14 protein-coding genes are annotated in these 11,941 nt (G+C 68.8%); 6 read left to right on the top strand and 8 right to left on the bottom strand.

The window, feature by feature from the left end; genetic code table 11:
* Position 1: 1 nt before the first annotated feature.
* Both M1L58_RS07815 and sdhC read right to left on the bottom strand, forming a co-directional pair.
* The gene (locus M1L58_RS07815) at positions 2-457 is read right to left on the bottom strand and encodes a succinate dehydrogenase hydrophobic membrane anchor subunit (RefSeq protein WP_005195959.1); all 456 of its coding nucleotides are present in this window, start codon (positions 455-457) and stop codon (positions 2-4) included.
* A 12-nt stretch (positions 458-469) separates the two neighbouring features.
* Positions 470-874, bottom strand: a complete 405-nt coding sequence (gene sdhC / locus M1L58_RS07810; protein ID WP_006865932.1) for a succinate dehydrogenase, cytochrome b556 subunit — start codon at positions 872-874, stop codon at positions 470-472.
* A gap of 225 nt (positions 875-1,099) precedes the next feature.
* On the opposite strand from sdhC, the gene M1L58_RS07805 reads away from it, so the two are divergent.
* The 3 genes from M1L58_RS07805 to M1L58_RS07795 are packed head-to-tail and all read left to right on the top strand — an operon-like array spanning position 1,100 to position 3,959.
* Positions 1,100-1,504: a cytidine deaminase gene (locus M1L58_RS07805; protein WP_040535622.1), complete on the top strand. Its 405-nt coding sequence runs from the start codon at positions 1,100-1,102 to the stop codon at positions 1,502-1,504.
* Complete coding sequence (locus M1L58_RS07800; protein WP_248658433.1) at positions 1,501-2,847, top strand: thymidine phosphorylase; 1,347 nt, start codon at positions 1,501-1,503, stop codon at positions 2,845-2,847. The genes M1L58_RS07805 and M1L58_RS07800 overlap by 4 nt, the downstream gene beginning before the upstream one ends.
* The gene (locus M1L58_RS07795) at positions 2,844-3,959 is read left to right on the top strand and encodes an adenosine deaminase (RefSeq protein ID WP_006865929.1); all 1,116 of its coding nucleotides are present in this window, start codon (positions 2,844-2,846) and stop codon (positions 3,957-3,959) included. Before M1L58_RS07800 ends, M1L58_RS07795 begins: the two co-directional genes overlap by 4 nt.
* Positions 3,960-4,077: 118 nt before the next feature.
* Here the strand turns inward: M1L58_RS07795 and M1L58_RS07790 are convergent, their stop codons facing one another.
* From M1L58_RS07790 to M1L58_RS07780, 3 genes are all read right to left on the bottom strand, one after another.
* Positions 4,078-5,346, bottom strand: coding sequence for a primosomal protein (locus tag M1L58_RS07790; RefSeq protein WP_248658432.1), 1,269 nt, complete (start codon positions 5,344-5,346; stop codon positions 4,078-4,080).
* 78 nt (positions 5,347-5,424) lie between these two features.
* Positions 5,425-6,387: a C40 family peptidase gene (locus tag M1L58_RS07785; protein WP_248658431.1), complete on the bottom strand. Its 963-nt coding sequence runs from the start codon at positions 6,385-6,387 to the stop codon at positions 5,425-5,427.
* Positions 6,387-6,677 carry a type VII secretion target gene (locus M1L58_RS07780; protein ID WP_248658430.1) on the bottom strand — a complete coding sequence of 97 codons (291 nt, stop codon included), beginning with the start codon at positions 6,675-6,677 and terminating at the stop codon, positions 6,387-6,389. The genes M1L58_RS07785 and M1L58_RS07780 overlap by 1 nt, the downstream gene beginning before the upstream one ends.
* 188 nt (positions 6,678-6,865) lie before the next feature.
* Here M1L58_RS07780 and upp point away from each other — a divergent pair, with 188 nt between their 5' ends.
* The gene (upp, locus tag M1L58_RS07775) at positions 6,866-7,489 is read left to right on the top strand and encodes a uracil phosphoribosyltransferase (protein WP_040535619.1); all 624 of its coding nucleotides are present in this window, start codon (positions 6,866-6,868) and stop codon (positions 7,487-7,489) included.
* Between the two features lie 30 nt (positions 7,490-7,519).
* Here upp and M1L58_RS07770 read toward each other — a convergent pair whose 3' ends face one another.
* The gene (locus M1L58_RS07770; RefSeq protein ID WP_248658429.1) at positions 7,520-8,188 is read right to left on the bottom strand and encodes a hypothetical protein; all 669 of its coding nucleotides are present in this window, start codon (positions 8,186-8,188) and stop codon (positions 7,520-7,522) included.
* 58 nt (positions 8,189-8,246) lie between these two features.
* Positions 8,247-9,050, bottom strand: coding sequence for a purine-nucleoside phosphorylase (locus M1L58_RS07765; protein WP_248658428.1), 804 nt, complete (start codon positions 9,048-9,050; stop codon positions 8,247-8,249).
* A 101-nt stretch (positions 9,051-9,151) separates the two neighbouring features.
* On the opposite strand from M1L58_RS07765, the gene M1L58_RS07760 reads away from it, so the two are divergent.
* Both M1L58_RS07760 and M1L58_RS07755 read left to right on the top strand, forming a co-directional pair.
* On the top strand, positions 9,152-9,853 hold the full coding sequence (locus M1L58_RS07760) for an enoyl-CoA hydratase/isomerase family protein (protein WP_248658427.1): 702 nt from the start codon (positions 9,152-9,154) through the stop codon (positions 9,851-9,853).
* Positions 9,854-9,861: 8 nt separating this feature from the next.
* The gene (locus M1L58_RS07755; protein ID WP_040535617.1) at positions 9,862-11,085 is read left to right on the top strand and encodes an amidohydrolase; all 1,224 of its coding nucleotides are present in this window, start codon (positions 9,862-9,864) and stop codon (positions 11,083-11,085) included.
* A 160-nt stretch (positions 11,086-11,245) separates the two neighbouring features.
* Here the strand turns inward: M1L58_RS07755 and M1L58_RS07750 are convergent, their stop codons facing one another.
* A complete protein-coding gene (locus M1L58_RS07750) occupies positions 11,246-11,728 on the bottom strand; it encodes a gamma-glutamylcyclotransferase (RefSeq protein ID WP_040535567.1) in 483 nt (160 codons plus the stop codon).
* Positions 11,729-11,941 lie beyond the last annotated feature (213 nt).

The raw sequence follows: 11,941 nt of genomic DNA, 5'->3' as shown, positions 1-11,941 counted from the left end.
TTTAGCCGACGCTGTTGACGTCGAAGGTGAGGATCGCGTAGGTGCCCAGCACCAGGGTCAGGATCATCGACACGGCCAGCAGCACGTTCAGCCAGAAGCGGGTCGAGTCCTTGCGCGAGTAGTCGGCGATGACGGTGCGCACGCCGTTGCCGCCGTGCAGCTGGGCGAGCCACAGCATGGTCAGGTCCCAGATCTGCCAGCCGGGCGAGCTCCAGCGCGCGGCGACGAACGAGGCGTCGATCCGATGCACGCCGCCGTCCCAGGCGAGCATGATGAACATGTGGCCGATCGTCAGGAAGACGAGGATCAGGCCGGAGAAGCGCATGAACATCCATGCGTTCTTCTCGAAGTTGCCGCCCTTGGGCTTACGCGGGGAGCGGGGGTTGTCCAGGCTGGCCGGACGGTCGTGTTCCTTGCCGAGGGTCTTCGCGACACCGGTGGCTTCCGAGGTGGTCATCTCTGGTGTCTCCTACAGGTGGCTGAACATGATCTGCAGCAGGCGGATGGCGCCGGCGGCGAACACGACGACGAACAGGGTCATCGCGACCCACAGCATCTGACGCTGGTACTTGGGGCCCTTGGACCAGAAGTCCACCAGGATCAGGCGCACGCCGTTGAAGGCGTGGAACAGGACGCAGGCGACCAGGGCGATCTCCATGAGACCGATGATCGGGGTCTTGTAGGTTTCGATGATCTCGTCGTACTGGTTGGGATCGACGCGGATGACCGCGGTGTCCAACACGTGCACGAACAAGAAGAAGAAAATGGTGACGCCGGTGATGCGGTGCAGAACCCAGGACCACATGCCCGGGTCGCCGCGGTACAGAGAACGTCGACGCACCGGGTCAGGTGCGACTTCGGTCGAGGTGCTCATCGGAAAAGTGGCCTCCAACATCGTCGATGGACGCGTCGAATCGGCATGCTCCGACTCGACCATGGACCCATGACAAGAGACTCTAAACCCATGCCCATTCCGGTGATAAATTGCCCGAACCGATTTGAGGCACAAGACATTACGACTTAGGTTTGCCTTACCCAAGCTTTTGCGCCGATGAACAGCGCATGTCCGGTTGGTTACACCCTATGCCTGGAGGTGGGCGTGAGTACCGAAATCGAATGGGATGTTCTGCGACACAAAGCAACTGAGATGTTGTCCCATGCCTACGCCCCGTACTCGCGTTACCCGGTGGGGGCCGCGGGAATCACCTCCGACGGGCGTGTCGTGGCAGGTTGCAATGTGGAAAATGTCTCATACGGTTTGGGCATCTGTGCCGAGGTGTCACTCACCGCTCAATTGATCTCACAAGGCGGGAAGTCCCTGCGTGCGGTCACCGTCACCGACGCTTCCGGCAAGGTTCTGATGCCGTGCGGGCGGTGTCGGCAGGTGCTCCTCGAACACGGCGGTCGCGACCTCCTCGTCGATCACCCGTCCGGTCCACGCGTCCTCTCCGACCTCCTGCCCGACGCCTTCGGTCCCGACGACATCGCCGAGGTCGTCTCGTGACCGCCTCGGTCGAGCCCGCCGCCGACGAGGTCATCCACGCCGTCTCGGTCATCGCGACCAAGCGTGGGGGCGGCGAACTCAGCGACGCCCAGATCGCGTGGATCGTCGACGGGTACACCCGCGGCGAGGTCGCCCCGGAACAGATGTCGTCGTTGTTGATGGCCATCTATCTCCGTGGGATGAACCGCCGGGAGATCGCGACGTGGACCCGCGCCATGATCGACAGCGGACGGCGGATGGACCTGACGGGCCTGCGCCGCGACGGCCGTCGGCTGATCACGGTCGACAAACACTCCACGGGCGGCGTCGGCGACAAGATCACGTTGCCGCTCACTCCGCTGGTTGCCTCGTTCGGAGTGGCGGTGCCGCAGCTGTCCGGTCGGGGTCTCGGCCACACCGGCGGCACCCTGGACAAACTGGAATCGATCCCCGGCTGGCGGGCCGAGGTGAGCACCGAGGAGATGATCGGCCAGCTCGAACGCGTCGGCGCGGTCATCTGTGCCGCCGGCGCGGATCTGGCCCCCGCCGACCGCAAGCTCTACGCGCTGCGCGACGTCACCGGGACGGTCGAGTCCATCCCGCTGCTGGCCACCTCGATCATGAGCAAGAAGATCGCCGAGGGCACCGGCGCACTCGTCCTCGACGTGAAGACCGGTTCGGGCGCCTTCCTGCCGGCCGAGTCCGACGCGCGCGAGCTGGCGTCGACGATGGTCGAACTCGGCCATGATGCCGGGGTCGACACCCGGGCGCTGATCACCGACATGAGCGTTCCGCTCGGCCTGGCGGTCGGCAACGCCGTCGAGGTCGCCGAATCGGTCGAGGTCCTCGCCGGCGGTGGCCCGGCCGATGTCGTCGAGCTGACCCTCGCGCTCGCACGGGAGATGCTCGACGCGGCGGGCCTGCCCGACGCCGATCCCGCCGAACACCTGGCCAACGGCCGGGCGATGGACTCCTGGCGGTCGATGATCTCCGCACAGGGCGGAGATCCGGACACCCCGCTGCCGGTCGCCCGGCATCAGGACGTGGTCACCGCCGACCGGAACGGCGTCATGACCGACATGGACGCGCGTGCGGTCGGAGATGCGGCGTGGCGCCTGGGCGGAGGACGATCCAAGCCCGGCGAAGCGGTGTCGGCGGAGGCGGGCGTCGTCATCCACGCCAAACCCGGCGACCGTGTCCGCGCCGGCCAGCCGCTGTTCACCTTGCACACGCAGGATGAGAACCGGATCGCGGGCGCGCGCTCGAGTCTCGACGGTGCGGTGCGGATCGAGATCGGCACCGACGACACGAGCGGCGTCGGCGACCGGCCACTGATCATCGATTCCGTTAGGTTCACAAGATGACGACGCTGGATCCGGCGCACCTCACCCTCGCGCCCAAGGTTCTCCTCCACGACCACCTCGACGGCGGGCTGCGGCCGGCGACCGTCCTGGAGCTCGCGCACGAGGTCGGCTACGACGGACTGCCCGTCGACGACGCGGCCGGACTCGGGCGGTGGTTCCGCGAAGCCGCCGACAGCGGCTCCCTCGAGCGCTATCTCGAGACCTTCACCCACACCGTCGCCGTCATGCAGACCGTCGACGCCCTCGAACGGGTGGCACGCGAGTGCGTGGAGGACCTCGCCGACGACAACGTCGTCTACGCCGAGGTCCGGTACGCCCCGGAACAGCATCTCGAGGCGGGACTCACCCTCGATGAGGTGGTGGAGGCGGTGCTGCGCGGATTCGCCGACGGCGAGCGGATCGCCGCCGACCGCGGGAAGACGATCATCGTCCGCTGTCTGGTCACCGCGATGCGGCACGCGGCGCGCTCACGGGAGATCGCCGAACTGGCGGTGCGCTACCGCGATCGCGGCGTCGTCGGCTTCGACATCGCGGGTGCCGAGGCCGGTCATCCGCCCACCCGTCATCTCGACGCCTTCGAGTACATGCGGGCCAACTGTGCGCCGTTCACCATCCATGCGGGCGAGGCGTTCGGCCTGCCGTCGATCCATGAGGCCATCGGCTTCTGCGGCACCGACCGTCTCGGCCACGGGGTTCGGGTCTTCGACGACATCGAACTCCCCGACGGCGTCGACCTCGCCGCCCACTCCTTCACCGGGGCGAAACTCGGCCTCATCGCGAACATCGTGCGCGACAAGCGGATTCCGCTCGAACTGTGCCCGAGTTCGAATGTGCAGACCGGGGCGGTCACCTCGCTCGCCGAGCACCCGTTCAACGTGTTGGCCCGGCTCCGGTTCCGGGTCACCGTCAACACCGACAACCGGCTCATGGGCGACACCACGATGAGCAAGGAGTTCGGTCTGCTCGCCGACCAGTTCGGTTACGGCTGGGCCGATTTCGAACGCTTCACGGTCAACGCCATGAAGTCGGCGTTCATCCACTTCGACGAACGGCTCGCGGTCATCGACGACGTGATCAAGCCGGGTTACGCGGTGCTGCTCGGGTCGGGCTGACCTCGATACCGATCAGAACTCCTTTCGATACGCCCCTCCGCACGCTCCGGGGCTACTCAAGGAGCGGGACGGATCAGCCCTTTCGGACGAGCCGGGGCCACTCAAGGAGCGGGACGGATCAGCCCTTCCGGACGAGCCGGGTCTCGAAGTCGTGCTCGAGCGCCCGCCAGGCCTCGGCCTCGTTGTCGAACGGTCCGCTCGGGGCCATCCGCTTCGGGTCGGGGTTGACGGTGTAGTCGACGAACCAGCCGAGGGGAGTCGACGTACCGAGGGCCTCGTTGACGGTGTCGTCGCCGGCGTAGTCGGCTGCGTCGGTGAACAGTTCGACGGCGAGGTCGAGCTGGTCGCGGTCCATGCGGCGCGGGCCGTCGGCGATGTCCTCGGCGAGGCCGGGCAGCACGTAGACGTTGTCGTCGATCACGTCGAACTCGAGTGAGCCGTTGGTGGCCTCGGTGCGGACATCCTCGAACGTCGACAGCTCGGCGAGATCGTGGGTGTTGTCGTCGGCGAGGAAACGCGAGAGCGAGCGCGCCGAGGTGAACACGAAGATCTTGCCCTTGGTGCCGAGGAAGACCGGGTCGTCGCCGAGGTAGCAGCGCAGTGTCAGGTACTCGTTGCCGCTCGTGACGATCTTGATCGGGTCGATGCCGACCGACGCCCAGAAATCGTCGTCGTCGTAATCGTCGTCCTCATCGTCATCTTCATCGTCGGTCTCGTCGGCGGCGTCGTCCGCGGTCTCGACGATCTCGATGTCGTCGTCGTCCGGCTCGTCCTCGTCTTCGGCAGACGCGGCGGCCTCGAGTTCGGCCTCGGCGGTCTCGACGGCCTTCGCGTCGACCTTCGGCGTGGTGATGACCTCGTCGATCGCGTCGAGGACATCGTCCCAGTGCTTGGCGATGAGACGGCCGATGCGGACCCAGAGGTCGAGGCCCTCGCGGCCCTCGAAGTTGCGGGTGCCGGTGGTGACCGCACCCAGGATCGGGTTGCCGTTGAAGAACTTCGTGATCGCGGTCAGTTCGCAGACCTCGCCCAGGATGCGCACGATCTCGAGCGCGTCCTCGAGTTCGGCGATGACCTCGGGGGTCGGATCCTCGGCGGCGAGCTCGGGCACGCCCACCAGGTCGTAGGTGTGGCGCTCGTCGGGGATCAGCTCCTCGGCCTGCACGCCGACGATGGTCGGCCACGCCGGGTGCTCGACGAGGTCGTTGTCGTCGTTGGTGCGGACGAAGGCCGCCAGCTCGGCGACACCGGGCAGGACGTAGAGATCCTCGTCGAGACCGAGGAACGCCTCCCACTCGTCGTCACCCTCTCGCCAGCGGGGTGCCCACAGGGTGAAGCTGTTTCCGTCGGTGAGTCCGAGCTCAATCGGGACGATGTCTCCGGCCATGGGGACACAGCCTAGCGATTGATCGCCGTGGATCCAGTAGTGCCCCCACAGAGGCCGAACGCTCTTCGCGCCACGTTGTCATCGGGGGCGGAAGAATCCTTCGAAGGTCTGGTCGAGATTGGTCGTCCGAACCGGTGAGACGCCGACCGGGTCGCCGGCCTCGATCATCTGATCGTTGCCGATGTACATGGCCACGTGCCCGGACCAGACGGCGAGATCGCCGGGCTGTAACTGGGCTCGTGACACGCGGATTCCGGCGGTGTCCTGATCCTGGGCCAGGCGGGGGAGTTCGAGACCGGCCTGTCGATAGGCCCATCTGGTGAATCCGCTGCAATCGAAACCGGCGGGCGTCGTCCCGCCCCAGAGATAAGGAACACCCCGCTGGCTCAGTGCGGCTCGCACCGCCGTCGCCGCCCGCTCGTTCGGCGCGTGGGCCACCGAACCGTCGGGGAGCGTGATCGGCACGCCCCCGGGTGCCGGCGACCCCGACGGGTGCTCGCCGGTCGCCGAGCCGCCGGTGATCGTGACCGGTGCGGGTGCGATCCGCCGCCCGAGGGCCGCCATCGCGTCGGTGTCGGCGCGGAGGTCGGCGCGTGTGCGAGCGACGATCTCGAGACCGCGGCCGAGATGCTCGGCCGCCACCGGCAGCAGCGTCAGCAGGCCGGCCGGGGTGAACAGCTCGCTCCCGAAGGCGCGGGCCCGACGTTCGAGAGAGTCCACCAGGCCGAGGAGTTGGGTCGACGCCGTCTGCACCTTCCCGCCGGCGCTCTCGACGAGGCGGGCGAAGTCATCGGCGTCGTCGGCCAGCGTGCCCATGCTCTGCTGAAGTCTGCCTGCGGCCTCGACGGCCGCTGCCGCGCCGGAACCCTCCCAGTGTGTGCGCACCGCTTCGGTGGCGGCAGACGATCCACGGCGTGCGGCGTCAACCGCACCCGCGGCGGCACGAACGGTCTCCGCCGGGTTACCCGGGGCGAGGATGCCGGTGCCCAGTGCCGCAACGAGTTGGCGCAGGGGTCCGACGAACATGGCGACGTCGAGCATCAGAGGGTGAACCCCCGGTCCGCGGCCGCGCAGTCGCAGGCGAGGTAGGTGTCGTCCGCGCGGCGGGTGGCCGAGGCGATGTCTTCCTGCCGCGACGCCGTCGTCTCGAGGTTGCCCCGGTGAATCAGGAGGAACTCGACCACCGCGGCGAAAAACTCAGCGCCGATGACCCCGAATGTGATCGCGAGATCGACCAGAACTGCCTCGTCGCTGCGGGCCTGATCGCCGACCAGGACGCTCCCGGTGCGGTGCGTCGACGAGAACTCCTGCAGCGCTGCAGATTCCGTCATCAGTTCGGAGGTCCGGGCGGACCCGGGACGGGAGAGGTCGGCGGTTGGGGCGGTGGATCGCGGGCTCATGGGTTTTCGACGCGGTGGACGCCGGTTCGGTTCCATCGAGTGCGGACGAACCCCGCCGCCGGCGATGCGCGGTACCTCGATGCACACGCGGGTGGGGTTCAGGAAATAGTGTGGTCGCCATGGAACGCCTGATCGTCGACCATCCTCTCGCCGCCGCTCGTCTGACGACGATGCGGGACGAGACCACCGACAACGCCGGATTCCGTGCGGCACTCTCGGATCTCACCCAGATGCTGATCTACGAGGCGCTCGCCGGTGCGCCCAGAGCGGACGTGCAGATCAGCACGCCGCTCGTCCCGCACACCGGATCACGGCTGGCGAAGCCGCCGCTGCTGGTCCCGGTCCTGCGTGCCGGCCTCGGGATGGTCGAGCAGGCGCATGCGATGGTGCCGGAGGCCCGGGTGGGTTTCGTGGGTATCGCCCGCGACGAGGAGACCGCCCAGCCGGTGCCGTATCTCGAGTCCCTGCCCGAGGATCTCTCCGGGCTGCCCGTCTTCGTCCTCGACCCGATGCTCGCGACCGGCGGGTCGATGCTGCACACGATCGAGCTGCTGGTCGCGCGCAACGCCACCGACATCACCGCGGTCTGTGTCGTCGCGGCACCTCAGGGAGTCGAGTTGCTCGAGAAGGCGGGCCATCCGTGCCGTCTGGTCGTGGCCGCGATCGACGAGGGCCTCGATGACGCCAATTACATCGTCCCGGGACTCGGCGACGCCGGCGACCGTCAGTTCGGCCCGCGCTGAGGGAGACCCCGGGCCGTTTGGTTGCTGCGTTCAGCCCGGTGACGACCAGTAGGCGAGCATCGGCTCGTTCGCCAGTACCGAACCGCCCTCCACGATGGTGAGACTCGACGGGGACACCAGGTAGCGGACGGCTCCGTTGCTCGCCTCGAAGGTGTTGCCGACGCGCGTCGGGAACTGCAACTCGATGCCGCCCTCGGGAGCCTGTCCCTTGTAGTACCAACGGCCCGTCTGGTTGCCGACCTGGCAGATGACCACGCGCGACCGCGAGGTCTGACCGATCGCGACCGCCGGGTCGTCGGCGGCGTTGCAGCGCGGTCCGGTGACGAACCCCTGCCAGTCCGCGCCCGCCACGGTGGGGGCCGGACGGTTCGGCGGCGGCGACGGCGTCGTCGTCGTGATGGTGGTCGGGGTCGGCGGCGGGGACTGTGTGACCGTACTCGTGATCGTGGGCGGCTCAGAGGTGGTGGAGCCGGCGGCAACCGTGCCGGTGGACTCCTCGTCGGCGGGGATCAGCAGGAACGCAGCCAGCACGCCCGCGGCCACCAGCAGGACGCCGGCGCCGATGGCCACCAGAACCGCGGGCGACGTCCACGGGGAGCGTGGCGGTGGCGGCGGACTCTGCGGATAGCCACCGGGCCCGTAGGCGCCCGGGTACCCGCCGGGCGGATAACCGCCGGAGCCGTCGGGTGGGTAGGTCATGGTGCTCCTCGGGTTCTGTCGGGACGCGTCGGGGGAGAATTCGCCGCCGGGATCGGTTCTACAGTTCGCCGATGATCTGGGCGAGCAGTTCGCCCATACGCGTCGCCGATGCACGCCCGACCTCGAGCACCTCGGCGTGACTGAGGTGTTCGCCGGTCATCCCGGCGGCCAGGTTGGTCACCAGCGAGACCCCGAGGACCTCCAACCCTGCGGCGCGTGCGGCGATGGTCTCGTGCACCGTCGACATGCCCACCAGGTCGGCGCCCAGCGTGCGCAGCATCCGGATCTCGGCCGGGGTCTCGTAGTGCGGTCCGGGCAGGCCGGCGTAGACACCTTCGGCGAACGACGGGTCGACGCGACGGGCGATCTCGCGGAGCCGGGGTGAGTAGGCGTCGACGAGGTCGACGAACTGTGCGCCGACCAGCGGGGAACGCGCCGTCAGGTTGAGATGGTCGGAGATCAGGACCGGCTGACCCACCGACATGTCCTCGCGCAGACCGCCTGCCGCGTTCGTGAGCACCACCGTGTGGACGCCCGCTGCGGCCGCCGTCCGCACCGGATGAACCACGCGGGCGAGATCGTGACCCTCATAGGCGTGAATCCGACCCAGCATCAACAGGACTCGACGGTCTCCGACCCGAACGGAATGGATCACGCCGCCGTGGCCGGCGGCCTTTGGTGGGGTGAAGCCCGGGATCGACGACATCGGCAGCGAACGGATCGGTGCACCGAACGCGTCGGCGGCCGGGGCCCATCCGGAACCGAGGATCACGGCCACATCGTGTGCGGCGGCGTCGGTCTCGGCGGCGATGGTGGCGGCCGCGACGAGGGCCGCGGCGTCGGCGTCGGCAGTGGGATCCATGCGCCAACCCTAAACGGTGGCCCCGACGCCGGTGCGGCCCTGCGGCGGCGTGCGAGCGCCGCGCCGGGAGAGGACGCGCCGCGGAGCGATAAGGTCTGTTCATGCCATATCTCAACGAGGTCGGGGAGGTCGTCGAACTCCATCTCGGGGCCAAGGGCGCCGAGCTCGACGAGTCGAACCCCGAGAACCGCTTCCGTCTGGAATGGCTCGACGAGGTGGAACGGCTGCTCGCAGGGGTGAACGCCGACCCGAAGCGTCCGCTGGTGCTGACCGCGACCGGCAAGTTCTTCACCAACGGGCTCGACACCGACCACATCTTCGCCGCGCCGGATCAGCTGCCCGCATACCTCGACCGTGTGCACGCGCTGTACGCCACGATCCTCACCCTCCCGGTGCCGACGGTCGCGGCGGTCAACGGCCACGCCTTCGGCGCGGGCGCCATGCTCGCCCTCTGCGCCGATCACCTGGTCATGCGCACCGAGCGCGGCTTCTGGTCGTTGCCCGAGGCGGCCCTGAACATGCCGTTCACCCGCGGGATGTCGACGCTCCTGCGCACACGACTCACCGACCGGACCGCGACCGAGGCGATGTACACCAGCCGGCGCTACGGCGCCGCCGACGCGGTGTCCGCCGGCATCGTCGACGAGGCGGTGGAGGCGGATCGGCTGACCGCCCGCGCCGCCGAGATCGCCACCGCCCGTGCGGCGACGGTTGGACCCAACCTCGCGTTGATCAAGCGGGGACTCCGCGGCCCGCTGCTCGCCGACCTCGCCGTTCCGACGCCCGCCGGGGTCCTGTCGTGACCGGCGTGATGGCCGAGAGTCAGCCGGACGCGTCGAGGATCATCGATGCGTGGCTCGCCGATCACGCCCCCGATCTCGTCGCCTGGCGCCGTGACATCCACGCCCATCCCGAACTGTCCCGGCAGGAGGTGCGCACCACCGAACTGGTGATGGCCGAACTGTCGGCCGCGGGCCTCGACCCGCGTCGGCTCCCGCTGGGCACCGGCGTGGTCTGCGACCTCGGGCCGGCCGGCGAACCGCGGATCGGTCTGCGCGCCGACATGGACGCGTTGCCGGTCACCGAACACACCGGCCTCCCGTTCACCTCGACGGTCGAGGGGGCGTCGCACTCCTGCGGACACGACGCCCACACGGCGATCCTGATCGGCGTGGCCAAGCTCCTGGCCTCGGCGGGACCGCTCCCGGTGGGGGTCCGACTGATCTTCCAGGCGGCCGAGGAGGTCATGCCCGGCGGTGCGCTCGACGCCATCGAGGCCGGCGTGACCAGCGGCCTCGGGCGCATCTTCGCCCTACACTGCGATCCGCGTCTACCCGTCGGCACCGTCGGCCTGCGGTCGGGTCCGTTGACCTCGGCAGCCGACCACATCGACCTGCAGCTCCACTCCGCAGGCGGGCACACGTCCCGACCGCACCTGACCGGCGACCTGATCTACGCGATGGGCACCGTGATCACCGGACTGCCCGGGGTGCTCTCGCGGCGCGTCGACCCGCGGTCGGGAACGGTCATGGTGTGGGGTGCGGCCAATGCCGGCAGCGCCGCCAACGCGATTCCGCAGGAAGGCCGGATGCGCGGCACGGTGCGCACCGGCGACCACGGCACCTGGGCGACCCTGGAGCCGCTGGTCCGCAGCGTCGTCGGTGAGCTCCTCGCGCCGCTCGGCGTGCGCTACGACCTCTCCTACTTCCGGGGTGTGCCGCCGGTGGTCAACGACGAGGTCGCCGTGGGGATGCTCGAACGCGCGGTCGCCGCGATCGGACCTGACGCCGTCGCCGCCACACCGCAGTCACCCGGCGGCGAGGACTTCTCCTGGTACCTCGAACAGGTTCCGGGCGCGATGGCGCGCCTCGGCGTGTGGGACGGTTTCGGCCCGCAGGTCGACCTGCACTCGCCGAACTTCGACCTCGACGAACGCGCACTGGCGATCGGTGTCCGCACCCTCGCGGGCGTCGTCCTCAACGCACGCAGCGCCACCGGCGAACCGCCGGAGCTCACGCCGCCGTTTGCGCCCTAGGCGTCGGGGTCCTTTCGATACGCTCGCAAGCTCGCTACTCGAGGAGCAGGTGAAGGCCGTTCGCGCCAGCTCGCTACTCGAGGAGCAGGTGAAGGCCGTTCGCGCCCAGCTCGCTACTCGAGGAGCAGGTGAAGGCCGTTCGCGCCCTAGGTCGTCGGGCTCAGGATTCGACGGGCCCCGGCCCGGGGCCGACGTTGCGCGACTCGCGCAACCGCAGGTCCTGCACGTAGTCGGCAGGGGCACCGGCGATCTCCGCAGCCTCGGCCATGACGCCGAGGTAGCGGGCCGAGGGGAGCCCGCCCTCATAGGCGTCGAGCACGTAGAGCCAGGCCAGCACGGGGCCGTCGGCGGTGTCGACGCGGGCGCGGATCTTGCGGTGGATACCGAGTTCGGACCCCTCCCAACGGTCGAGGAGCTCCTCGTCTTCGGTGGTCACGTCGTACAGGACGACGAAGACGCGGGCGTCGGGATCCTCGCGGTCCTCGGTGACCGTCGCCAGGGAACCCTCCCAGCCGATGTCGCCGCCACCGAAGGTCAGGCGCCATCCGCGTAGCCATCCCGTACCCGCCATCGGCGAGTGCGGCGCGCGTTCCGCCATCTGCTCGGGATGCATGTTCGATCCGTACGCGGCGTATATAGGCACGGATGGAGCCTAGTGGGTCGACGGCGACTCGGAAAGGCGACAGGCAGGGGCGAAGGAGTGGCGTACGACGCACGCGGGGCCACCACGTGGCGTGTTGCGGAACGATCCGGACTAGGTTGGTACATGGCGCGACACCATGTGACGGTCCGCCACACCAGAGCTACGCACAACCCTGCGGGGCTCGACCCAGTCGGATCTGCCGTCGGACACCAC

The sequence above is a fragment of the Gordonia sp. C13 genome (assembly GCF_023218005.1).
Lineage (GTDB): Bacteria > Actinomycetota > Actinomycetes > Mycobacteriales > Mycobacteriaceae > Gordonia > Gordonia namibiensis.
This window is presented reverse-complemented; position numbering and strand designations above follow the sequence as displayed.